Here is a 23,913-nt window from a genome sequence, read left to right as displayed (position 1 = left end):
CGCTGCAAAGGATCGATCGATGTCTCTGAAGCACTTCTTGAACACCCAGGACTGGAGCCGCGCCGAACTCGACGCGCTGCTGACCCAGGCGGCGCTGTTCAAGCGCAACCGCCTCGGCAGCGAGCTGAAGGGCAAGTCGATCGCGCTGGTGTTCTTCAATCCGTCCATGCGCACCCGCACCAGCTTCGAGCTGGGCGCGTTCCAGTTGGGCGGCCACGCGGTGGTGCTGCAGCCGGGCAAGGACGCGTGGCCGATCGAGTTCGACCTGGGCACGGTGATGGACGGCGACACCGAAGAGCACATCGCCGAGGTGGCGCGGGTGCTGGGCCGCTACGTCGACCTGATCGGCGTGCGTGCGTTCCCGAAGTTCGTCGACTGGGCCAGGGACCGCGAGGACCTGGTGCTGAAGAGCTTCGCCAAGTACTCGCCGGTGCCGGTGATCAACATGGAGACCATCACCCATCCCTGCCAGGAACTGGCGCATGCGCTGGCGCTGCAGGAGCACTTCGGCACCCGCGACCTGCGCGGTAAGAAGTACGTGCTGACCTGGACTTATCATCCCAAGCCGCTGAATACCGCGGTGGCCAATTCCGCGCTGACCATCGCCACCCGCCTGGGCATGGATGTGACCCTGCTGTGCCCGACCCCGGACTACGTGCTCGACGAGCGCTACATGGGCTGGGCCGCGCAGAACGTGCAGGAGAGCGGCGGCTCGCTGACCATCAGCCACGACATCGACAGCGCCTACGCCGGCGCCGACGTGGTCTACGCCAAGAGCTGGGGCGCGCTGCCGTTCTTCGGCAACTGGGGCCCGGAGAAGCCGATCCGCGACCAGTACCAGCACTTCATCGTCGACGAACGCAAGATGGCGCTGACCAACAACGGCGTGTTCTCGCACTGCCTGCCGCTGCGCCGCAACGTCAAGGCCACCGACGCGGTGATGGATTCGCCCAACTGCATCGCCATCGACGAGGCCGAGAACCGCCTGCATGTGCAGAAGGCGATCATGGCGGCGCTGGCGGGCCAGGGCCGCCGGGATTCGTGATTCGGGATTGGGGATTCGCAACATCGGCTTCCCTATCCGTTCTTACTTTAGTCAACCGCAGAGAGACTCCCCCATGTCGCAGCAATCCGCTTCTACGAATCCCGACTCCCCAATCCCGAATCCCGGCCTCAAGGACATCGTCCTCGCCTTCTCCGGCGGCCTCGACACCAGCTTCTGCATTCCCTACCTGCAGGCCAAGGGCTATGCGGTGCACACCGTGTTCGCCGACACCGGCGGCGTGGATGCCGAGGAGCGCGATTTCATCGAGAAGCGCGCGGCGGAACTGGGCGCGGCCAGCCACGTCACCGTCGACGGCGGCCCGGCGATCTGGGCCGGCTTCGTCAAGCCGTTCGTGTGGGCCGGCGAGGGCTACCAGGGCCAGTACCCGCTGCTGGTGTCCGATCGCTACCTGATCGTCGATGCCGCGCTCAAGCGCGCCGAGGAGCTGGGCACCAAGACCATCGCGCACGGCTGCACCGGCATGGGCAACGATCAGGTGCGCTTCGACCTGGCGGTCAAGGCGCTGGGCGACTACGAGATCGTCGCGCCGATCCGCGAGATCCAGAAGGAACACACCCAGACCCGCGCTTACGAGCAGAAGTACCTGGAGGAGCGCGGCTTCGGCGTGCGCGCCAAGCAGCAGGCCTACACGATCAACGAGAACCTGCTCGGTTTGACCATGTCCGGCGGCGAGATCGACCGCTGGGAAGCGCCGGGCGAGGGCGCCCGCGGCTGGTGCGCGCCGCGCAGCGCGTGGCCGACCGAGCCGCTGACGGTGAAGCTGAAGTTCGTGCAGGGCGAGGCGGTCGAACTCGACGGCAAGGCGCTGCCGGGCGAACAGATTCTGGCGAAGCTCAACAAGCTGTTCGCGCCCTACGGCGTGGGCCGTGGCGTGTATACCGGCGACACCGTGATCGGCCTGAAGGGCCGCATCGTGTTCGAGGCGCCGGGCCTGGTGTCGCTGCTGGCCGCGCACCGCGCGCTGGAGGACGCGGTGCTGACCAAGCAGCAGAACCGCTTCAAGCCGGACGTGGCGCGCAAGTGGGTGGAGCTGGTCTACGAAGGCTTCTACCACGATCCGCTGAAGACCGACCTGGAAGCCTTCCTGAAGTCGTCGCAGGCGATGGTCAATGGCGAAGTGACGCTGGAGACCCGCGGCGGCCGCGTCGACGCGGTGGCGGTGAAGTCGCCGCACCTGCTCAACGCCAAGGGCGCGACCTACGCGCAGTCGGCGGACTGGGGCGTGGCCGAGGCCGAGGGCTTCATCAAGCTGTTCGGCATGAGCTCGACGCTGTACGCGCAGGTCAATCGCTGACGTTTTGAAAAGCCCCTCTCCCTCCGGGAGAGGGGTTGGGGTGAGGGTACGAGCGCGAAGCGCGCGCGGTGCTCCATCTGCACGAGGCTTCGCCCGCACCCTCATCCGCCCCCTCCGGGGGCACCTTCTCCCGGTGGGAGAAGGGTTCATCCGACCAGCACCACTGCGGCCTGACCCATGACCGATCTGCTCACCTCCACGCTCGATCACCTGCAGGCGCTGGTGTCCTTCGACACCCGCAATCCGCCGCGGGCGATCAGCACCGATGGCATCTTCGACTACATCCGCGCGCAGCTGCCCGGCTTCGCGGTGGAGGTGATCGACCACGGCGCCGGCGCGGTCAGCCTGTATGCGGTGCGCGGCGCGCCGAAGTACCTGTTCAACGTGCACCTGGACACGGTGCCGGATTCGCCGCACTGGAGCGCCGATCCGCATGTCATGCGGCGCCTGGACGATCGCGTGGTCGGCCTGGGCGTGTGCGACATCAAGGGCGCGGCGGCGGCGCTGCTGGCCGCGGCCAATGCTGGCGACGGTGATGCCGCGTTCCTGTTCTCCAGCGACGAGGAAGCCAACGACCCGCGCTGCATCGCCGCGTTCCTGGCCCGCGGTATTCCCTATGAAGCGGTGCTGGTGGCCGAGCCGACCATGAGCGAGGCGGTGCTGGCGCATCGCGGCATCAGTTCGGTGCTGATGCGCTTCGCCGGCCGCGCCGGCCACGCCTCCGGCAAGCAGGACGCCGCGGCCAGCGCGCTGCACCAGGCGATGCGCTGGGGCGGCCGTGCGCTGGACCATGTGGAGTCGCTGGCGCACGCGCGCTTCGGCGGGCTGACCGGGCTGCGCTTCAACATCGGCCGGGTCGAGGGCGGGATCAAGGCCAACATGATCGCGCCGGCGGCGGAGCTGCGTTTCGGCTTCCGGCCGCTGCCGTCGATGGACGTGGACGCGCTGCTGGCGACCTTCGCCGGCTTCGCCGAGCCGGCCGCAGCGCACTTCGAGGAGACCTTTCGCGGGCCGAGCCTGCCCTCCGGCGACATTGCGCGCGCCGAGGACAAGCGCCTGGCCGCGCGCGACGTCGCCGATGCGCTGGAACTGCCGATCGGCAACGCGGTGGACTTCTGGACCGAGGCCTCGCTGTTCTCCGCCGGCGGCTACACCGCGCTGGTCTACGGCCCGGGCGACATCGCCCAGGCGCATACCGCCGACGAGTTCGTGACGCTGAAGCAACTGCAGCGCTACGCCGACTCGGTGCACCGCATCATCAACGGCGCGCGCTGAGCTGCGCGCCCTCCCACGTCGCCCGGACCGATCCCGCGATCGGCTCCACCCTGGATTCCTTCGGACACCGCCCCACGCCATGCACGCCAACCGCCAAACCCGCCAGACCATCGTGCGCCTGCTCTCGAGCATGGCCAGCGCGAAGGAGATCAGCCAGTACCTCAAGCGCTTCTCGCAACTGGACGCCAAGCGCTTCGCCGTGGTCAAGGTCGGCGGCGCGGTGCTGCGCGACGACCTGGAGGCGCTGACTTCCTCGCTGTCGTTCCTGCAGGAAGTCGGCCTGACCCCGATCGTGCTGCACGGCGCCGGCCCGCAGCTGGATACGGAGCTGTCCGCCGCCGGCATCGAGAAGCAGACCGTCAACGGCCTGCGGGTGACCTCGCCGGAAGCGCTGGCGATCGTGCGCCGGGTGTTCCAGGCCTCCAACCTCAAGCTGGTCGAGGCGCTGCAGCAGAACGGCGCGCGCGCCACCTCGATCACCGGCGGCGTGTTCGAGGCGCAGTACCTGGACCGCGACACCTACGGGTTGGTCGGCGAGGTCACCGCGGTGAACCTGGCGCCGATCGAGGCCAGCCTGCAGGCTGGCTCGATCCCGGTCATCACCAGCCTGGGCGAGACCCCCAGCGGTCAGATCCTCAACATCAACGCCGACTTCGCCGCCAACGAACTGGTGCAGGAACTGCAGCCGTACAAGATCATCTTCCTCACCGGCACCGGCGGCCTGCTCGACGAACAGGGCCGGGTGATCGATTCGATCAACCTGTCCACCGAGTACGACCACCTGATCGCGCAGCCGTGGATCCATGGCGGCATGAAGGTGAAGATCGAGCAGATCAAGGACCTGCTGGATCGCCTGCCGCTGGAGTCGTCGGTGTCGATCACGCGCCCGGCCGACCTGGCCAAGGAGCTGTTCACCCACAAGGGCTCGGGCACCCTGGTGCGGCGCGGCGAGAAGGTGCTGCGCGCCACGACATGGGGCGAGCTGGACCTGCCGCGGCTGAAGACCCTGATCGAATCCAGCTTCGGCCGCACCCTGGTGCCGGACTACTTCGACACCACCCGGCTGCTGCGCGCCTATGTCAGCGAGAACTACCGCACCGCGGTGATCCTGACCGACGAGGGTGGCTACACCTACCTGGACAAGTTCGCTGTGCTCGACGACGCGCAGGGCGAGGGCCTGGGCCGCGCGGTGTGGAACGTGATGCGCGAGGAGACGCCGCAGCTGTTCTGGCGCTCGCGCCACAACAACCAGGTCAACATCTTCTACTACGCCGAGTCCGACGGCTGCTTCAAGCAGGAGAAGTGGAAGGTGTTCTGGTACGGCCTGGAGACCTTCGAGCAGATCCAGCACTGCGTGGCGCATTGCGCCACGCGCACGCCGACCCTGCAGGGTTGAGCGGAATCGTCCAGAGAACCCAGGCCATGTCCAGCATCGATCCCGAGCTTCCCGAATCCTGGCGCCAGGTGCCGACGCTGCGCGGCCGCCACGTCAGCCTGGAGCCGCTGCAGGCGGCGCATGCCGAGGGCTTGCGCAACGCCGTGCGCGGCAGCGGCCTGGAGGCGCTGTGGTACACCAACGTGCCAGCGCCGGAACGCGTGGACGCCTATGTCGCCGCCGCGCTGGAGGTGCAGGCGCTGGGCCGGGTGCTGCCGTTCGTGGTGCGCGATGCGCAGGGCGAGATCGTCGGCAGCACGCGCTTCTACGGCCTGGATCCGCAGGTGCCGACCCTGTCGATCGGCTACACCTGGTATGCGCCGCGGGTGCAGCGCAGCGGCCTGAACACCGAGGCCAAGCTGCTGCTGCTCGGGCATGCCTTCGATACGCTCGGCTGCCTCAGCGTGGTGTTCGAGACCAGTTGGTTCAACCACGCCTCGCGCACCGCGATCGCGCGGCTGGGGGCCAAGCAGGACGGCGTGCTGCGCAACCACAAGCGCCACGCCGACGGCACCCCGCGCGACACCGTCATCTTCTCCATCATCGATACGGAATGGGCCGGGGTGAAACGCCACCTGCAGTTCCGCCTGGATTCGCACGCATGAACACTCCCAGTCATTCCATCGGCATCGTTGGCGCCCGCGGCCATACCGGCGCCGAACTGATCCGCCTGATCGCCGCGCATCCGCAGTTGCGGCTGGCCTTCCTGTCTTCGCGCGAGCTGGACGGGCAGCGCGTCGACGCCCACCACGACGCTTACCAGGGCGAACTTCGCTACGAGAATCTCGACCCGGAAGCAGTGGCGGCCAAGCGTGCCGACGTGGTGGTGCTGGCGCTGCCCAACGGCAAGGCCGCGCCCTACGTGGCGGCGCTGGATGCGGCGGTCGCCGCCGGTGCGCCCGACCCGATCGTGGTCGATCTGTCCGCGGACTACCGCTTCGACCCGGCCTGGTACTACGGCCTGCCGGAACTGACCCGCGCCGGCTATGCCGGGCAGCGCCGCATCAGCAACCCGGGCTGCTATGCCACTGCGATGCAGTTGGCGATCGCGCCGCTGCGCGAGCAACTCGCCGGGCCGCCGCAGTGCTTCGGCGTGTCCGGCTATTCCGGTGCCGGCACCACGCCGTCGGACAAGAACAACCCGGCGCTGCTGCACGACAACCTGATGCCGTACGCGTTGACCGACCACATGCACGAGCGCGAGGTGTCCGCGCAGCTCGGCGTGCCGGTGGAATTCATGCCGCACGTGGCGCCGCATTTCCGCGGCATCACCATGACCGTGAACCTGTGGCTGCAGCAGCCGCTGAAGTTGGAGGCGGTGCAGCAGCTGTATCGCGCCCGCTATGCCGATGAGCCGCTGATCGAGGTGATCGACGAGGCGCCATGGGTCAGCCGCATCGCCGGCCGCCACGGTGTGCAGCTCGGCGGCTTCACCCTGGCCCCGGGCAACAAGCGGCTGGTCCTGGTGGCGACGCTGGACAACCTGCTCAAGGGCGCCGCTACGCAGGCGATGCAGAACCTCAACCTGGCGCTGGGCGTGGACGAACTGACGTCGATCCCGCGGATGGACGCGCCGCAGTAGGGCGCCACCTCAGCACGGCATCCATCACCGCCGCCGCGCGCCGCTTTCCGAATCCCCATTCCCAATCCCCATTCCCGGCCTTCCCCCAATGACCAACCTCCTCTGGCAGAAACCCGGCGTCGCCGTCGACACGCAGATCCAGGCCTTCCTGGCCGGCGACGACGTGCTCCTGGACCGCGAGTTCTTCCTGCACGACATCGCCGCCAGCGGCGCGCACGCCGAGGGCCTGCAGCGCATCGGCATCCTGTCTGCCGACGAACTGGCCGGGTTGCAGCGCGAACTGGCGGTGCTGGCCGAGGATTTCCGCAGCGGCGCGTTCGTGCTGGATGCGCGCTTCGAGGACGGCCACTCGGCGATCGAGGCGCGGCTGACCGAGCGCCTGGGCGATGCCGGGCGCAAGATCCACACCGGGCGCAGCCGCAACGACCAGATCCTGGTCGCCACCCGGCTGTGGCTGAAGGACAAGTTGGCGCGGCTGGCGCAATTGAGCGCAGAGATCGCCAAGGTGGCGCTGGACCGCGCGCAGGCCGAGCGCGACCTGCCGGTGCCCGGCTACACCCACATCCAGCGTGCCGTGGTGTCCTCGGCGGGCATGTGGTGGGCGGGCTGGGCCGAGGCCTTCCTCGACGACGCCGTCCGCGCCCGCGACACCCTGCGCCTGGTCGACTGCAATCCGCTCGGCACCGCCGCCGGCTACGGCGTCAACCTGCCGCTGGACCGCGCCCACACCACCGCCGCGCTGGGCTTCGCGCGGCTGCAGGTCAGCCCGATCTACGCGCAGCTCTCGCGCGGCAAGTTCGAGATGGCCGCGCTGGAAGCGCTGGGCAGCGCCACCCTGGACCTGCGGCGCCTGGCCTGGGACCTGTCGCTGTTCACCAGCGGCGAATTCGGCTTCGTCGCGCTGCCGGCGCAGTACACCACCGGCAGCTCGATCATGCCCAACAAGCGCAACCCCGACGTGATCGAACTGATGCGCGCCACCCATGCCAGCGTGGCCGCGGCGCGCACCGAGATCGAGCAGCTGCTGTCGTTGCCGTCGGGCTATCACCGCGACCTGCAGAGCAGCAAGGGCGCGATCTTCCACGGCTTCGGCCGCGGTCTGGCCGCGCTGGAGCTGCTGCCGGCGCTGCTGGCCAACCTGGAGTGGCGCGAAGACAAGCTGCGCGCGGCGATCGATTCGGGCATGTACGCCACCGACGTGGCGGTGGAAGCCGCAGTGGCCGGTGTGCCGTTCCGCGAGGCCTACCAGGCCGCCGCCGCGTCGGCCGACAGCGCAGGGCAGGGGCGTACGCCGGAAGGCAGCCTGGCCGCGCGGGTCTCGCCGGGCGCCGCCGCCGATCTGCGCCTGGACGAGCTGCAGGCGCGCTGGCACGCGCTGGAGGCTTGATTGCCTGTGGGAGGACTTCAGCCGCGACGCCTTGGCGCTAACGCGTCGGGGCTGAAGCCCCTCCCACCAAAAGCATTCGCTGCGACGCCGAACATGCAAACCGATTGCATAAGGAACACCGTACGATGAAGCACTACCTGGTCCTGGCGATGCGCAAACCGAACTTCGACGAGCGCGTGGTCGCGCCGCATCTGGCCTTCCTCGACGACCTGCGCGCACGCGGCCTGCTGGCGCTGACCGGCGGCTTCAGCGACCGCAGCGGCGGCGCCTACCTGCTGCAGGGCGTGGACGACCTGGCGCAGGCGCAGGCGATCGTCGCCGCCGATCCGCTGGCGATCCAAGGTTGCTCCGACCTCACCGTGTACGAATGGAACACGCGCTGACCCCATGACCTCGCAGACGCCATCGCCCTTCGTCGAACAACGCCTGCCGCCGTGGCGGCGCGCGGTGCTCAAGGTCGGCAGCAGCCTGCTGGCCGCCGACGGCGGCGGGCTCACGCCACGCTTCGCGCTGGGCCTGGCGCAGTTCGTCTCGGCCAACCTGGCGGCCGGGCGCGAACTGGTGATCGTGTCCTCCGGCGCGGTCGCCGCCGGCCGTGCCATCGTGCCCAAGGCCGCCGAGGCCGGTGCGGCGCTGGCGGCACGGCAGGCGCTGGCCGCGCTCGGCCAGGCGCAACTGATCGCGCTGTGGCAGCGCTTCTTCGAACGGCCGGTGGCGCAGGTGCTGCTGACCCACGACGACCTGCGCAACCGTCGCCGCTACCTCAACGCGCGCGCCACGCTGGGCGAACTGTTGCGGCTGGGCGCGCTGCCGGTGGTCAACGAGAACGACACCGTGTCGGTGGACGAGCTCAAGCTCGGCGACAACGACAATCTCGCCGCGATCGTCGCCGCCCTGGTCGACGCCGATGCGCTGTTCATCGCCACCGACATCGACGGCCTATACACCGCCGACCCGCGCCGTGACCCGCAGGCACAACCGCTGCACGAGGTGCAGGAACTGAGCGCGGCGGTGCTGGCCATGGCCGGCGGCAGCGGCAGCGGCGTGGGCACCGGCGGCATGCGCACCAAGCTGGAGGCCGCGGCCAAGGCCGGCGCCGCTGGCATCGAGACCTATCTGTTCAACGGCCGCAGTGCCGAGGTGCTGCGCGGCCTGGCCCAGGACAGCCTGCGCGGCACCCGCATCCATGCCGCACGCACCCGCATCGCTGCGCGCAAGTACTGGCTGCGCCACGTGCCGGTGGAGCCGGGGGCGATCCTGATCGACGCCGGCGCCGCCGCCGCGCTGCTCGACAAGGGCGCCTCGTTGCTGCCGGGCGGCGTCGCCGGCGCGGTGGGCGAGTTCCGCCGTGGCGACATGGTGGAGGTACGCCTGCGCGATGCGGCCGGCGAACGCTGCCTGGCGCGCGGGGTCAGCCAGTACGCGGCGGTGGACATCCGCCGCATCGCCGGCCGCCACTCGCGCGACATCGAGGCGATCCTGGGCTACAACTACGGCGAGAACGTGATCCATCGCGATGATCTGGTGGTGGTGCGGGAATCGGGAGTCGGCAATGGGGCGTCGGCGTAACCGCGTCAGCCCCGCGCCGGCCGCGACGGCGTCGCAAGGCCGGCACCTGCATCGCGCCTCGCGCTCGCCGCCTCAGATGTCCTCGCGCCGCACGTAGCCTTTTCGAATCCCGAATCCCGAATCCCGAATCCCGAATCCACCGGAGCCGCCCAATGACCTCCATCCGCACCCAGGCCCTGCACTGCCGCGATGCCGCGCAAGCGTTGGCGCAGTTGTCGTCGCCGGCCAAACAGGCGTTGCTGGAGGCGATGGCGGCGGCGCTGGAAGCGGATGCCGAAGCGATCCTCGCCGCCAATGCGCGCGATCTGGAGGCGGCGCGGGCCAAGGACGTCGGCAGCGCGATGCTCGATCGGCTGGCGCTGGACCGCAAGCGCCTGGACGGCATCGCCGCGGCGCTGCGCGAGGTGGCGGGCCTGCCCGACCCGGTGGGGCAGGTCACCCGCGACGACGTGCGCCCCAACGGCATCCGCGTGCAGAAGATCCGCGTGCCGCTGGGCGTGGTGGCGATGATCTACGAAGCGCGCCCCAACGTCACCGCCGACGCCGCGGCGCTGTGCATCAAGGCCGGCAACGGCGTGATCCTGCGCGGCGGCTCCGAGGCGATCCACTCCAACACCGCCATCGCCGCGACGCTGCGCCGGGCCTTGCGCGAGGCCGGCATCGGCGAGGCCGCGCTGACCCTGGTCGAGGATCTGCGCCGCGAGACCATGCTGGAACTGCTGCAGCTCCACGACATCGTCGACCTGGCGATCCCGCGCGGCGGCGAAGGCCTGATCCGTTTCGTCGCCGAACATGCGCGGGTGCCGGTGATCAAGCACTACAAGGGCGTGTGCCATCTGTTCGTCGACGCCTCGGCGGACCTGGACCTGGCGGTGAAGCTGCTCATCGACGGCAAGACCACGCGGCCGGCCGCCTGCAACTCGCTGGAAACGCTGCTGGTGCACGCCGACGTGGCCGCGCGCTTCCTGCCGCTGGCCGCGCAGGCGCTGCGCGCACGCGGTGTCGCCTTGCGCGGCGATGCTGCCACCCGCGCCGTGCTGCCGGACGTCGACCCCGCCAGCGACGACGACTACGCCGCCGAGTACCTCGACCTGATCCTGGCGGTCGCGGTAGTGCCCAACCTGGACGCGGCAATCGCGCACATCCGCCGCTATGGCTCGGATCACACCGAAGTCATCGCCACCGCCGATGCGGCCAACGCGGAGGCGTTCGTGCAGGCGCTGCGCGCGGCAGTGGTGATGGTCAACGCCTCCTCGCGCTTCTCCGACGGCGGCGAACTGGGCCTGGGCGCGGAGATCGGCATCTCCACCACGCGCCTGCACGCCTACGGCCCGATGGGCCTGGAAGCGTTGACCGTGGAGCGCTTCGTGGTGCGCGGCGAGGGTCAGGTGAGGCACTGAGATGCACGCCGGTCATGGCGGTCCGAGTACCTTCTCGCTGCTTGCCGCTGCAGCGCTGGCCGCTGTCGTCGGCGACACCGGGCACGAACTTGCGCACACCGTGGTCGCGATATTCACGCCAGGCGTGAGCGTGCGGATGCTTTCGACCATCGGTCTGAGCAGCGTCGGAACCTCACCTTGGATCGCCTTGGCCGGACCTGCGTTCAATCTTTGCGCCGCACTCACGCTGGCCCTGGCGCGTCGTTCTGGTCTGCCAGCGTCGTGGCGCTATGCCGCTTGGGTAGCGGGCGTTTTCAATCTGTTCAATGCGGCGGCCTATCTGGTCTATTCAGCGCTGCTGGGGAGCGGCGATTGGGCCACGGTGTTTGCTGCGATCGGCAATTCGGCGGCCTGGCGGATTCCGCTGGGGATCGCCGGCGTCGTCGGCTATTGGGCGGCCATGCGTGCGTCGTCGGCTTCGCTGGCGACGCTGTGCGCCGATGGCGTGCTGTCTGCTGCGCAAGCCACGCGTGCGTGTCGCGTGTCCTACCTCTGCTTCGGCGTGCTGCTCACCTTGGGCGCGCTGTTCAACCCGGTCGGCTGGACGCTGGTGTTGAGTTCTGGCGTGGCGACAGGATTTCTGGCCATGGCCGGCATGCTGGCGCTGCCGTCTTTCCTGCCTACCGCGCCAGTCGAGTGCGATAGACTACGGCTGGGTATCGGCTGGCAGATCGCCGGCGCATTGGCCAGCCTTTGCTTCGTCGCGGTGCTCGGGCCGGGCATCCGCATTGGCTGATACGCCTGTTGCGCGGTCCGGCCACCCGCGATCGTCTCGGTGGTGTGAAAGCACGCGCACGCTGCCGCCGGGTGCCAGCTCCAGCGTGCGCCGCGTGCCGTTGAAGACGAGTTCGGTACGCGTGCCGCCGACGCTGCGCAGCACGATCCGCGTCGCCTTGCCGTCGCGCCATGCCAGGTCCACCACGAAGCCGCCACGCGCGCCGATGCCGCTGACCTTGCCGCGTGCGGCCCAGGCCTTGGGCAGCGCCGGCAACAGCGCGATGTGGCCGGGCCGCGAATACAGCAGCATTTCCAGCATCGCGGTGGGCGTGCCGAAGTTGGCGTCGATCTGGAACACGCCGCCCAGCGTGGGATCGCCGTGCTGGCTGAGGTCGTAGATGTCGAAGAAGTTCGGCGCGGTGCCGTTGCTGTGCACGATCGATGGCTTGAGGTTGGTCGCCACCAGCGCATAGGCGCGCTCGGCCTCGCCCAGCCGCGCCCAGCACAGCGCACGCCAGGCGCAGGCCCAGCCGAAGCTGTGCATGCCGCGCGCCTCCAGCAGCGTGCGCGCCGCGGCGACCTGGGCGGGCGGGGCCAGGTCCGGATGCAGGCGGTGGCCTGGATACAGGCCCATCAGCGGCGACAGGTGGCGGTGGTGCGCCTCGCCCAGGTCGTCGGGCGACATCCATTCCTGCAATTGCCCGCTGCGCGGGCTGATCTGCGGCAGGTACAGGCGCTGCCGCAGCGCGGCGATGGCCGCGGCATGGGCCGCATCGACATCAAGCAGCGCGCAGGCCTGGCAATACTGCCCGAACAGATTCCACACCAGCTCCTGCGCATAGGCGATGCCGCGCGCGTCCTCGGGGCCGTGTTCGGGCGACCAGTCGTGGTCGTCGACCAGGCGCGTCTGCCGGGACCCGTCGGCATCCGGGACCTCCAGCTCGATCAGCCGGGCCTGCCAGAACTCGCAGGCGCCCTTGAGCAGCGGATGGATCCGTTGCAGGTAGGCGCGGTCCTGGCTGTATTCGTAGTGCTGGAACAGGCTGTCGCACAGCCAGGCGTTGCCGGCCGGATGCCAGGACCAGCCGCAGCCGCCGAACGGATTGGTCGAGAACGCCACGGCCCAGCCGGCGACCTTGCCGGAGGTGTTGCGGAAGCGGTTGCGCGGGTCGTTGAAGTGCGCCTGGGTGATCTGCGTCCACGATGGCAGTTGCGCCAGACAGTAGCGGGCGAGGGCGTCGAAGCACGGGCCCAGCCCGGCCGCGTCGGCCAGCCAATAGTTCATCTGCACATTGACGTCGCTGTGGTAATCGCTCATCCACGGCGGATCGTTGTTCTCCAGCCAGAGCCCCTGCAGGTTGATCGGTAGGGCGTCGCGCGAGGCGGCGATGGTCAGGTAGCGGCCGAACTGCAGGTACAGCGCTTCCAGTTCCGGGTCGGGCGTGTCCGCCGCGGCGCGCGCCTGCAGTCGCTCGGCGATGGCGAGCCGGCGCTGCGCCGGGCTGGAGCGGCCCAACGCCACCTGCATGGTGTCGAACAGCGCGCGGTGGTCGGCCACGTGCGTGTACAGCAGCGTCTCGGGTGGTAGTTGCGCCGCCGCCGCGCAGCGCTGCCTGGCCAGCGCCTGCGGATCCAGCGCCGGATCGCGGTAGTTCCTGGCTAGGTCGGGCACGTAGTTGCTGCCGCCGCAGATCACGATGCGCAGCGCGCGGCAGTCACGGAAGTGCAGCGTATCGCCCTGCAGTTCCACGCTGCCGTCGGAGGCGATCAGCCGCACGTGCGCCCCGTGTCGCAGGCCGTTGGCCAGTGCGCCGGAATAGCCAAGTCCCCCGTCCGCATCGCCGTGCACGGGCGCATCGTGCGCGCTGACCAGGCGCAGCCGGCCGCTGTGCAGACCGCCACCGCGCTGTTCCAGGTGGATCACGATGGCGTCGTCGGGGTGGCTGGCGAAGACGGTGCGGGTGAACTGCGCAGCGCCCAGCGCGTAGCGCACGTGCACGCAGCCGTTGCTCAGGTCCAGCTCGCGCGTGTAGTCGCGCAGTTGCGCCGGCGCATGGCCGTCCAGTTCCAGATACAGCCTGGCGAGCATCACGAAGCTGCCGAAGCTGTCCTTCTCGTAGCCGAACTGGCCCTGCGCGTCTAGCGTGTCGTTGCGTCCTCCGGTCCACAGGCTGGCATCGGAGAGGTACAGGAAGTCGCGATCGGGCGCGCCGCCGACCAGGGCGCCAAGCCGGCCGTTGCCGATCGGCAGGCCTTGCCGCAACACCTCGGCCTCGCTCGCCACGTTGGCGTACCGCATCCGCAGCGCCTGGGCCGGCGGCACCAGCGGCGAGCTGGCCGGACGCAACGGCGCGGCCAGCGCGCGGCCGAACGCCGGCAGGCCGAGCAACGGCAGCATGGCGGCCAGGACGCCGCCTTGCTTCAGGAATGCGCGGCGGCCGGCATTGCCAGGCGGGTGATCGGAGCTGGTCATCGGGGTCTCGACGGCGCCCCACGCGTGGCCGCGGCGATGGGCAGAAGCACCGTTGTACCTGCCGTGCGTGTTGCAGGGAAGGCGTTGCGTGCAGTGTCCGGCGCGTTTGCGCCGATGGCGTCCGGCGTGTCCGCAAGCGGGCGCAACCTTGGCGGCCGCCTGGCCGTTGCGCGCTCCGATCCCTCCACGTCCTGTCCTGGATGCAGCCGCACGGCGACGGCATGCGTACACCGCCGTTCGCCGACACTTCCGCCCGGGCCGCGGTTGCGCCTACAGTCGGGGTCTGACTGCCCGGAGGTTTCATGCGTCCCATCGCCACCCGTTTGCTCGCCACCGTCGTCGCCAGCGTGCTGGCCACGGCCGCCCACGCGCAGACCGCGCCGATGACCCCGGATATCACCGGCAAGCCGTTCGTCGCGCCGACCGCGGCCAACGACTACGTCAAGCGCGAGGTGATGATCCCGATGCGCGACGGGGTCAAGCTGCACACGGTGATCGTGCTGCCCAAGGGCGCGCACGGCGCGCCGATGCTGCTGACCCGCACGCCGTACGACGCCAGCGGCCGCGCCAGCCGGCTGGCCTCGCCGCACATGCGCGATCTGCTGCCGCAGGGCGACGAGGTGTTCGTCGACGGCGGCTACATCCGCGTGTTCCAGGACATCCGCGGCAAGTACGGCTCGGAGGGCGACTACGTGGTGACGCGGCCGCTGCGCGGGCCGCTCAACCCGACCAAGGTCGATCACGCCACCGACGCCTGGGACACCATCGACTGGCTGGTCAAGCACGTGCCCGAATCCAACGGCAAGGTCGGCATGATCGGTTCGTCCTACGAGGGCTTCACCGTGGTGATGGCGCTGGCCGATCCGCATCCGGCGCTGAAGGTGGCCGCGCCGGAGAGCCCGATGATCGACGGCTGGATGGGCGACGACTGGCTCAACTACGGCGCCTTCCGCCAGGTCAACCTGGACTACTTCACCGGCCAGATGACCCGGCGCGGCAAGGGCGAGGGCATCCCGCGCCAGGGCTACGACGACTACAGCAACTTCCTGCGCGCCGGCTCGGCCGGCGACTACGCCAAGGCCGCCGGGTTGGAGCAACTGCCGTGGTGGCGCAAGCTCACCGAGCACCCGGCCTACGACGCGTTCTGGCAGGAGCAGGCGCTGGACAAGGTGATGGCGCGTACCCCGCTGAAGGTGCCGACGATGTGGCTGCAGGGGCTGTGGGACCAGGAAGACATGTGGGGCGCGATCCACAGCTACGAGGCGATGGAGCCGCGCGACACCGGCAACGACAGGAACTACCTGGTGATGGGGCCGTGGCGGCACAGCCAGGTGAACTACGAGGGCGCCTCGCTGGGCGCGCTGCAGTTCGACGGCGACACCGCGCTGCAGTTCCGTCGCGACGTGCTCAAGCCGTTCTTCGACCAGTACCTGGTCGATGGCGCGCCCAAGGCCGACACGCCGCCGGTGCTGATCTACGACACCGGTGCCAACCACTGGGACCGCCTGCAGCGCTGGCCGCTGAGCTGCGCGCAGGGCTGCCCGGCGCAGAGCAAGCCGCTGTACCTGGAGGCCGGCGGCCGCGTCTCGTTCGAGGCGCCCAAGGCCGGGCAGGGCGAGTACACCGAGTACGTGTCCGACCCGGCCAAGCCGGTGCCGTTCGTGCCGCGCCCGGTGGTGTTCGGCGACCGCGACATGTGGACCACCTGGCTGGTGCACGACCAGCGCTTCGTCGACGGCCGCCCGGACGTGCTGACCTTCGTCAGCGAACCGCTGCAGGCGCCGCTGCGCATCGCCGGTGCGCCGGAAGTGCACCTGCAGGCCTCCACCAGCGGCAGCGACAGCGACTGGGTGGTGAAGCTGATCGACGTGTACCCGGACCAGATGGCGTCCGAGCCGAAACTGGGCGGCTACGAGTTGCCGGTGTCGCTGGCGATCTTCCGCGGCCGCTACCGCGAAAGTTTCGAGCATCCGGCACCGCTGACCCCGAACCAGCCGCTGGCCTACCGCTTCGGCCTGCCGACGGCCAACCACACCTTCGAACGCGGCCACCGGATCATGGTGCAGGTGCAGTCCACGCTGTTCCCGCTGTACGACCGCAACCCGCAGACCTACGTGCCGAACATCTACTTCGCCAAGCCAGGCGATTACCAGAAGGCGACGCAGCGGATCTGGCACACGCCGCAGCAGGCGAGCTACATCAGTCTGCCGGTGGAGTGAGCGAAGCCGGCGCCGGCGCGTGATGCGCCGGCGTGTGGCGTTCGGCGTGCCGCGAACGCGTGGTCAGCTGCGCGATTCGACCAGCGCGAGGGTGCAGGTTTCGCCGGGAGCGGATTGCGCGTAGTCCAAGCGCGAAAGCTTCTTGCCCGAGGTCTGTGCGGCGAGCAGGCTCGCATAGGCGGCCTTGCCGAAATCGTCGCCGATGCTGAAATAGACGACGTCGAACTTGCAGTTGGTGGAAAACGGATCCTTGATGCTGAAGTAGGCGGTGCCGCCCTGCACGCCGACGCGGTCCACCGCCTTGTCGGTTTCGGTCACCGCGGCCGCGGGTGCGCAGTAGAGCGCGATCAGTGAGAGACAGAGCGTCGCTTGCAGTTTCATGGTGTCGTGTCCGTTTGTCTGAGTCGTGAGCGTAGAAACGGACACGCTCGCCGCCGCGCCTCGGCACGTGCCGTCGCCGAAGACGCAGGTCGTGATGAATGCGCCGGTTTCCCCGTCGCCATTGTGGCGAGACGCCAGGCCACGGCGTCAAGGTCCGGTTGCCCGGAGAAAAAAAGAGGGCATGCCGGCGCGAACGGCCGGTTGCCGCGATGCGCGGCAGTTGCCGGATTGCAGGCACAAAAAAACCCGGAAAACATTGGTTTTCCAGGCTTCTTGTGACCTTGAAACTGGTCGGGGAGACAGGATTCGAACCTGCGACCTCTACGTCCCGAACGTAGCGCTCTACCAGACTGAGCTACACCCCGAAGGAGCCGCACATGATACGGAGGTCTTCCGCATTCGGCAAGCGCCTTTGCAAAAAATTTCAGTCCCCCGCGGAGGCGGCGTCCGCGGCATCTGCCGCGTTGCGCTCGCGCGCCTCGAACCACATGCCGTTGAGGATGGCGGCGGTGGAGGCCAGGCCCACACCGAGAATCCAGGCGAAGTACCACATGATCGTTTCTCCTTGCGGGTGCGTCAGTACGCGTTGGGGTTGTCGTCCAGGGAGGCGGCGGTGACCTTGCCTTTCAGCACGCGATACACCCAGGTGGTGTAGCCGAGGATGATGGGCAGGAACAGCACGGTGGCCAGCAGCATGATCCACAGGGTCAGGTGGCTGCTGGAGGCGTCCCACACGGTCAGGCTGGAGCCCGGCTGGCTGGAGGACGGCAGCAGGAACGGGAAGATCGCAAAGCCCACGGTCAGGATGATGCCGGCGATGGCCGCACCGGAGGCGATGAAGGCCAGGCCGCCGCGGCGCTTGCGCAGCAGCACCGCGCTGAGCAGCAGACCGAGCAGGCCGGCGGCCGGGGCCAGGGCGGTCAGCGGCATGGTCTGGTAGTTGTGCATCCAGCCGCCGACCTCGCCGAGCACGGCGGTCTTCAGCAGCGGGTTGGTGGCGCCGTCGGTGACCACCGGCGAGGTGACCGCGTAGCCGGGCAGGCCGGTGGCCACCCACACCCCGGCGCCGGCGAACAGCGCACAGGCCACCAGCGCGGCGACGCTGCCATAGCGCGCCGCGCGCTCGGCCACCGGGCCGTCGGTCTTCAGCACCAGCATCGCCGCGCCGTGCGCCACCAGCATGCTCACGCTGAGCAGGCCGGCGAGCAGGGCGAACGGCATCAGCAGGCCGAAGAAGCTGCCGGTGTAGAACACCCGCAGGGTGTCGTCGAAGTGGAACGGCACGCCCAGCAGCACGTTGCCCACCGCCACGCCCATGATCAGCGCCGGGATGAAGCCGCCGAGGAACAGCGCCCAGTCCCAGCCGTTGCGCCAGCGCTGGCCGGGCAGCTTGCCGCGGAACTTGAACCCGACCGGGCGCAGGATCAGCGCGAACAGGATCACGAACATGGCCAGGTAGAAGCCGGAGAAGCTGACCGCGTACAGCGGCGGGAAAGCGGCGAAGATCGCGCCGCCGCCCAGGATCAACCAGACCTGGTTGCCCTCCCAGACCGGGCCGATGGTGTTCACCACCAGCCGGCGTTCGGCATCGTTCCTGGCCACGAACGGCAGCAGTGCGCCGACGCCCAGGTCGAATCCGTCCATCACCGCGAAGCCGATCAGCAGGATGCCCAGCAGCAGCCACCAGATCACGCGCAGCGTGGTGTAGTCCAATGCAATGAAGTCCATGGTGTGTCTCCTGCCGGAATCAGAGGTGGCCGGCGGCCGCAGGTGCGGCGATCGGGGTGACGGGACGCGGGGCGGGTTGCAGCAGGGCGGGCAGGTCGTCCGGCCCCTTGCGGATCGCCTTGAGCATCAACTTGATCTCGATGATCAGCAGCGTGGTATAGATCGCCACGAAGCCGGCGAGGGTGATCAGGATGTCGTGCAGGGCCAGGCCGGAGGCGGCATAGAAGGTCGGCAGCACGCCTTCCACCGCCCACGGCTGGCGGCCGTACTCGGCGACGAACCAGCCGCACTCGATCGCGATCCATGGCGCCGGCAGGGTCCACAGCGCCAGCTTCAGGAACCAGCGCTTGTCCTCGAAATTGTGCTTGCACGAGAACCACAGCGCCGCGGCGAAGAACGCGATCAGGTAGAAGCCCAGGCCGGCCATCACCCGGAACGTCCAGAACAGCGGCAGCACCCGCGGCACCGTGTCCAGCGCGGCCTTGGCGATCTCCTCCGGGGTGGCGTTGAGGATGTCCTCGCGGTAGCGCTTGAGCAGCAGGCCGTGGCCCAGGTCCTGCCAGTGGCGATCGAACACCGCGCGCGCCTCGGCGTCGTTGCGGTTGGCCTTGAGCCGTTGCAGCGCGCCGTAGGCGATCTGCCCGCCGCGCACGCGGTGCTCGGCGCGCTTGACCAGCTCCAGGATGCCGGGCACCGGCGTGTGCAGCGAGCGCGTGGCGATCAGGCCCATCAGGTACGGCACCTTGATCGCGTAGTCGTTCTTGCCGGTGGCCTGGTTGGGGATGCCGAAGGCGGTGAAGTCGGCCGGGGCCTGCTCGGTTTCCCACATCGCCTCGATCGCGGCCAGCTTCATCTTCTGGTGTTCGTTGGCGGCGTAGCCGCTCTCGTCGCCCAGCACCACCACCGACAGCGAGGAGGCCAGGCCGAACGCGGCGGCCACCGCGAACGAGCGCCGGGCGATGTCGCGGTGCTTGCCGCGCAGCAGGTACAGCGCGCTGATCGACATCACGAACACCGCGCCGGTCACGTAGCCGGCGCTGACCGTGTGCACGAACTTGGCCTGCGCCACCGGGTTGAACACCACCGCCATGAAGTCGACCACTTCCATGCGCATGGTGTCCGGGTTGAACACCGCGCCGGTCGGGTTCTGCATCCAGCCGTTGGCGATCAGGATCCACACCGCCGACAGGTTGGTGCCCAGCGCCATCAGCCAGGTCACCATCAGGTGCTTGACCGGCGTGAGCTTGCTCCAGCCGAAGAAGAACAGGCCGATGAAGGTCGCTTCCAGGAAGAACGCCATCAGCCCTTCGATCGCCAGCGGCGCGCCGAAGATGTCGCCAACGTAGTGGCTGTAGTAGGACCAGTTCATGCCGAACTGGAACTCCATCACGATGCCGGTGGCCACGCCCATCGCAAAGTTGATGCCGAACAGCACGCCCCAGAACAGGGTCATGCGCCGCCACACGTCCTTGCGGGTCATGACGTACACGCTCTCCATGATCGCGATCATGAAGGACAGGCCCAGGGTGAGCGGGACGAACAGGAAGTGGTACATCGCGGTCATGGCGAACTGCAGCCGCGACAGCTCTACGACAGTGGTGTCGATCATGGCTGTGCTACCTCGTGGAAGATGTGCATCTGGGTGGCCGAGTGGCGGGAGATTGGAGGTGATCTTCCGCCGCTGCGGCGCGTTCGACCTTGATTCAGATCAATGTGCGAAACCGGCGTGCCCGGCATCGTGGCGGCCACGGTGGTTCCGGCCTGGAAGCGCCTTCCCCGCTAAACTGGCGGCTTCGTTCGCCGTGCCGAGCCCGTTTTGACCGATTCCGCCGAGCCGTCCGCCGCACTGCCCGCCGACACGCCGCAGCAGCGGCAGCAGCGCATGCGTTGGCTGGAGGCCCTGGCCGCGGCGGCGCGTGGCCGCCAGCGCCTGGCCGCGGCGGCCATCAGCGTGTCCGGCGCGCTGCTGATCGTGCAGGCCGGCGCCATCGCCTGGCTGGTGCAGGCGCTGCTGGTCGAGCGCCGCGAGCTGGCGCAGGCGCTGCCAGCCTTCGGCCTGCTAGCGCTGGTGTTGGTCCTGCGCGCCGGGCTCGGCGCCGCCGCGCAGCGTGCCGCCGGCGATGTCGCCGATGCGGCCAAACTCGCGCTGCGTCGGCGCGTGTACCGGCAACTGCTGCAGCGCGGGCCGCTGTGGCTGCGCGGGCAGCGCAACGGCGAACTGGGCGAGCTGCTGCTGGCGCATGGCGATGCGCTGGACGGTTACTACGCCGGCTACCGGCCTGCGCGCTGGGAAGTGAGCGTGGTGCCGCTGCTGATCGTGCTGGCGGTGGCGTGGAGCGACTGGGTGGTCGGGCTGATCCTGTTGTTCACCGCGCCGCTGGTGCCGATCTTCATGATGCTGGTGGGCTGGGGCGCCGAGGCCGCCGGCCGCCGCCAGTTGCGCGAACTGGCGCGGATGGGCGGACACTTCGCCGACCGCCTCAAGGGCCTGGGGCTGCTGCGCCTGTACGGGCGCGGCGAGGACGAACTGCGCGGCATCGCCGCCGCCGCCGAGGGCGTGCGCGAGCGCACCCTGAAAGTGCTGCGCATCGCGTTCCTGTCGTCCACCGTGCTGGAGTTCTTCGCTTCGGTCAGCGTGGCGATCGTCGCGCTGTACCTGGGCCTGAGCTACCTCGGCATGATCGCCCTGCACGGCAGTGTGCCGACCCTGGGCACCGGCGTGTTCTGCCTGCTGCTGGCGCCGGAGTTCTACGCGCCGCTGCGGCGCCTGGCCGCGCATTACCACGACCGCGCCAATGCGCTGGCCGCGGCGGCGGAGGTGGAGCGCCTGCTGGAAGGCCTGCCGCAGGATGCGGAGGCGCCGGTCGCACGCGACGCGGGCGTGGCCGTGCCGAACGATGTTGCCGCCGCGACGCCCATCGAGACCGATACCACTGCAGCGACGTTTTCCGTGCCCGCAGCGGGCGCAGCGCGTACCGAGCCATTGCTGCGCGCACGCGCGCTGCACCTGCGGCCGCTGGGCGCGCGCTGCGATGCGGTGCAGGATCTGAACTTCGCATTGCACGCCGGCCAGCGCCTGGCCCTGGTCGGGCCCAGCGGCAGCGGCAAGAGCACGCTGCTGGAAGCGTTGGCCGGATGGCTGCCGCCGCGCGCCGGCGCCTTGCAGGTACGTGCGGGCCTGCGCATCGGCTACGCGGGGCAGCGCCCGTACCTGTTCCATGGCAGCATCGCCGACAACCTGCGCCTGGCCGATCCGCAGGCCAGCGATGCGCAGGTGCGCGCGGCGGCCGAGGCGGCGCAGGTGCTGCGTTTCGCCGCACGCCTGCCGCAGGGCCTGGACACGCCGATCGGCGAGCGCGGCTTCGGCCTGTCCGGCGGCGAAGCGCGGCGCATCGGCCTGGCGCGGCTGTTGCTGCGCGATCCGGAACTGCTGTTGCTGGACGAACCGACCGCGTTCCTGGATGCGGACACCGAAGCGGACCTGCTGCGCACGCTGGCGGATTTCGCCCACGGCCGCAGCGTGATCGTCGCCACCCACAGCGAGGCGGCGATGCGCTGGGCCGATGCCGTGCTGCGGCTGCCGGCGCGCGACGCGTCCGCCGCAACGCAGGAGACGCTGCCATGAGCGGCAACACAGGCGACACCTTGCGCGGCGTGTTCGGCCGCCATCTCGGCCGGCTGCTGCTGACCGCGCTGCTGGTGCTGTGCACGATGCTGGCCGGAGTCGGGCTGCTCGGCCTGTCCGGCGGCTTCCTCACCGCCGCGGCGCTGGCCGGCGCGGTCGGCATGGGCAGCGGGTTCAATTTCTTCTCGCCCTCGGCCGGCATCCGCGCACTGACCTTCGCCCGCATCGCCTCGCGCTACGGCGAAAAGCTGGTCGGGCACGACGCCACCCTGCGCATCGCGCGCGACCTGCGCGTGTGGTTCTTCCGTCGCGCGCTGCCGCTGGCGCCGGCGCGGCTCGGCGCCAGCCGCACCGGCGAGTTGCTGGCGCGGCTGATGTCGGACATCGGCGAGGTCGACGGCCTGGTGGTGCGCGCGCTGGCGCCGCTGGTGGCACTGCTCGGCGTCGGCGCGATCGGCATCGCCGCGGCGGCGGCGATCCACTGGCCCGCCGCACTGGTGTTGACCGCGCTTGCGCTGGCGATCGGCGTCGGCGTGCCGTGGGTGGTGGCGCGCGGCGGCGAAGCCCGCGAACACGCACGCGCGCAGCAGCGCGAAGCCCTGCGCACGCTCGCCTACGAAGGCCTGGAGGGCGCCGCCGACCTGGCCGCGCTCGAGGCGCAGGCCGCCTGGATCGCGCGCGTGGACGCCAGCGCACAGGCGCTGCGCAGCGAAGATCGGCGCCAGCGGCAGCGGTTGATCGGCGGCAACGCGCTGCACGCGCTGTGCGCGGCGCTGGGCCTGCTGGCGATGCTGTGGGTGGCGCTGGGCGCGGCGCGTGCCGATGCGATCAGCGCCGAACAGGCGGCGGGCCTGGTGTTCCTGACCGTGGCCCTGCTCGAGGTCTGGGCCGGCGCCGGCCTGGCCTGGCAGGCGCTGCAGTCCGGCCGCGTCGCCGCGCGGCGCCTGCAGGCGATCGCCGGGCAGGCGCCGCCGGTGCTCGACCCGGCGCAGCCGCAGGCGCTGCCGGCCACCGGCGAGGTGCAGTTCGACCACGTCGTCTTCGCCTGGCCGGGCGAGACCCGGCGCGTGCTCGATGGCATGTCCCTGCGCATCGCGCCCGGCGAGCGCATCGCCCTCTCCGGCGACAGCGGCAGCGGCAAGACCACCCTGTCGGCCTTGCTGCTGCGGTTGTGGGATCCGCAGCAGGGCAGCGTCCGCTACGCCGGCGTCGACCTGCGCGAGGTCGTCGAGGCGCAGTGGCACCGGCGCATCGCCTGGCTGCCGCAGGGCGCGCCGGTGTTCGCCGGCAGCGTGCGCGACAACCTGCGCCTGGGCGATCCCGCGGCCGACGATGCGCGCCTGCAGCGGGTGCTGGCCGACGTGCGGCTCGACGCCTGGCTGCACGAAGTCGGCGGCCTCGACGCCTGGCTCGGCGAGAACGGCGCGACCATGTCCGCCGGCCAGGCCCGGCGCCTGGCCCTGGCCCGCGCACTGCTGCGCGAAGCACCGCTGCTGGTGCTGGACGAACCCACCGAAGGCCTGGACGTGGACACCGCGCAGGCGCTGCTGCGCGACCTGGCGCAGGCCCTGGGCCCACGCAGCCTGCTGCTGATCAGCCACGATGCGCTGCCCGAGGGCGTGGCGCATTTGCGTTATCGGTTGCAGGAGGGGCGGCTCGTGCGCAGCGCCGAGGCGTCACGCGCCGACGTCGTCTAAGGAGCGCGGCTCGACTGGTGAAGCGC

Annotated in this window: 18 protein-coding genes, 1 tRNA gene and 1 pseudogene; 14 read left to right on the top strand and 6 right to left on the bottom strand. The window is 69.8% G+C overall.

Translation table 11 applies throughout. From position 1 onward, the window contains the following. Nucleotides 1-19 precede the first annotated feature (19 nt). From J7357_RS12890 to J7357_RS12840, 11 genes are all read left to right on the top strand, one after another. Nucleotides 20-1,045: an N-acetylornithine carbamoyltransferase gene (locus J7357_RS12890; protein ID WP_209246932.1), complete on the top strand. Its 1,026-nt coding sequence runs from the start codon at nt 20-22 to the stop codon at nt 1,043-1,045. A gap of 73 nt (nt 1,046-1,118) precedes the next feature. After that, entirely contained in the window at nt 1,119-2,360 is a 1,242-nt protein-coding gene (locus tag J7357_RS12885; RefSeq protein WP_010343562.1) for an argininosuccinate synthase, read from the top strand. 177 nt (nt 2,361-2,537) lie between these two features. Continuing rightward, nucleotides 2,538-3,635: an acetylornithine deacetylase gene (locus J7357_RS12880; RefSeq protein ID WP_209246929.1), complete on the top strand. Its 1,098-nt coding sequence runs from the start codon at nt 2,538-2,540 to the stop codon at nt 3,633-3,635. A 79-nt stretch (nt 3,636-3,714) separates the two neighbouring features. After that, a complete protein-coding gene (locus tag J7357_RS12875; protein WP_209246927.1) occupies nt 3,715-5,031 on the top strand; it encodes an acetylglutamate kinase in 1,317 nt (438 codons plus the stop codon). A 26-nt stretch (nt 5,032-5,057) separates the two neighbouring features. Further along, complete coding sequence (locus J7357_RS12870; RefSeq protein ID WP_209246925.1) at nt 5,058-5,675, top strand: GNAT family protein; 618 nt, start codon at nt 5,058-5,060, stop codon at nt 5,673-5,675. Continuing rightward, on the top strand, nt 5,672-6,652 hold the full coding sequence (argC, locus tag J7357_RS12865; RefSeq protein ID WP_209246923.1) for an N-acetyl-gamma-glutamyl-phosphate reductase: 981 nt from the start codon (nt 5,672-5,674) through the stop codon (nt 6,650-6,652). The genes J7357_RS12870 and argC overlap by 4 nt, the downstream gene beginning before the upstream one ends. A gap of 88 nt (nt 6,653-6,740) precedes the next feature. Further along, nucleotides 6,741-8,039: an argininosuccinate lyase gene (gene argH, locus J7357_RS12860; RefSeq protein ID WP_209246921.1), complete on the top strand. Its 1,299-nt coding sequence runs from the start codon at nt 6,741-6,743 to the stop codon at nt 8,037-8,039. A gap of 125 nt (nt 8,040-8,164) precedes the next feature. Then, entirely contained in the window at nt 8,165-8,422 is a 258-nt protein-coding gene (locus J7357_RS12855; RefSeq protein WP_209246919.1) for a YciI family protein, read from the top strand. 4 nt (nt 8,423-8,426) lie between these two features. Further along, complete coding sequence (proB, locus tag J7357_RS12850) at nt 8,427-9,608, top strand: glutamate 5-kinase (RefSeq protein ID WP_209246917.1); 1,182 nt, start codon at nt 8,427-8,429, stop codon at nt 9,606-9,608. A 152-nt stretch (nt 9,609-9,760) separates the two neighbouring features. Next, nucleotides 9,761-11,008 (top strand): glutamate-5-semialdehyde dehydrogenase, encoded by a 1,248-nt coding sequence (locus J7357_RS12845; protein ID WP_209246915.1) that lies wholly within the window; start codon nt 9,761-9,763, stop codon nt 11,006-11,008. A 1-nt stretch (nt 11,009) separates the two neighbouring features. Beyond that, the gene (locus J7357_RS12840; RefSeq protein WP_209246913.1) at nt 11,010-11,783 is read left to right on the top strand and encodes a hypothetical protein; all 774 of its coding nucleotides are present in this window, start codon (nt 11,010-11,012) and stop codon (nt 11,781-11,783) included. A gap of 51 nt (nt 11,784-11,834) precedes the next feature. Here the strand turns inward: J7357_RS12840 and J7357_RS12835 are convergent. Beyond that, a pseudogene (locus tag J7357_RS12835) lies at nt 11,835-14,237 on the bottom strand (glycoside hydrolase N-terminal domain-containing protein); the annotation flags it as partial. Nucleotides 14,238-14,539: 302 nt separating this feature from the next. On the opposite strand from J7357_RS12835, the gene J7357_RS12830 reads away from it, so the two are divergent. Further along, nucleotides 14,540-16,456 (top strand): CocE/NonD family hydrolase, encoded by a 1,917-nt coding sequence (locus J7357_RS12830; RefSeq protein ID WP_209246911.1) that lies wholly within the window; start codon nt 14,540-14,542, stop codon nt 16,454-16,456. A 63-nt stretch (nt 16,457-16,519) separates the two neighbouring features. On the opposite strand, the gene J7357_RS12825 is transcribed toward J7357_RS12830, so the two are convergent. From J7357_RS12825 to J7357_RS12805, 5 genes are all read right to left on the bottom strand, one after another. Then, a complete protein-coding gene (locus J7357_RS12825; RefSeq protein ID WP_244667473.1) occupies nt 16,520-16,882 on the bottom strand; it encodes a hypothetical protein in 363 nt (120 codons plus the stop codon). Between the two features lie 243 nt (nt 16,883-17,125). Then, a tRNA-Pro gene (locus J7357_RS12820) sits at nt 17,126-17,202 on the bottom strand. A 59-nt stretch (nt 17,203-17,261) separates the two neighbouring features. Then, entirely contained in the window at nt 17,262-17,390 is a 129-nt protein-coding gene (cydX, locus tag J7357_RS12815) for a cytochrome bd-I oxidase subunit CydX (protein ID WP_209246909.1), read from the bottom strand. A gap of 23 nt (nt 17,391-17,413) precedes the next feature. Beyond that, entirely contained in the window at nt 17,414-18,565 is a 1,152-nt protein-coding gene (cydB, locus tag J7357_RS12810) for a cytochrome d ubiquinol oxidase subunit II (protein ID WP_209246907.1), read from the bottom strand. Between the two features lie 19 nt (nt 18,566-18,584). After that, nucleotides 18,585-20,174, bottom strand: a complete 1,590-nt coding sequence (locus J7357_RS12805) for a cytochrome ubiquinol oxidase subunit I (RefSeq protein ID WP_209246905.1) — start codon at nt 20,172-20,174, stop codon at nt 18,585-18,587. Nucleotides 20,175-20,447: 273 nt separating this feature from the next. Here J7357_RS12805 and cydD point away from each other — a divergent pair, with 273 nt between their 5' ends. Together cydD and cydC are read left to right on the top strand one after the other, a co-directional pair. Next, nucleotides 20,448-22,190: a thiol reductant ABC exporter subunit CydD gene (cydD, locus tag J7357_RS12800; RefSeq protein WP_244667498.1), complete on the top strand. Its 1,743-nt coding sequence runs from the start codon at nt 20,448-20,450 to the stop codon at nt 22,188-22,190. Continuing rightward, the gene (gene cydC / locus J7357_RS12795; RefSeq protein WP_209246901.1) at nt 22,187-23,887 is read left to right on the top strand and encodes a thiol reductant ABC exporter subunit CydC; all 1,701 of its coding nucleotides are present in this window, start codon (nt 22,187-22,189) and stop codon (nt 23,885-23,887) included. The genes cydD and cydC overlap by 4 nt, the downstream gene beginning before the upstream one ends. The last annotated feature ends 26 nt before the right edge of the window (nt 23,888-23,913 follow it).

This window comes from Xanthomonas sp. D-109 (genome assembly GCF_017746095.1).
Lineage (GTDB): Bacteria > Pseudomonadota > Gammaproteobacteria > Xanthomonadales > Xanthomonadaceae > Xanthomonas_A > Xanthomonas_A sacchari.
Note: the sequence above shows the minus strand (reverse complement) of the source record. Positions and strands in the feature narration are given on the sequence as shown.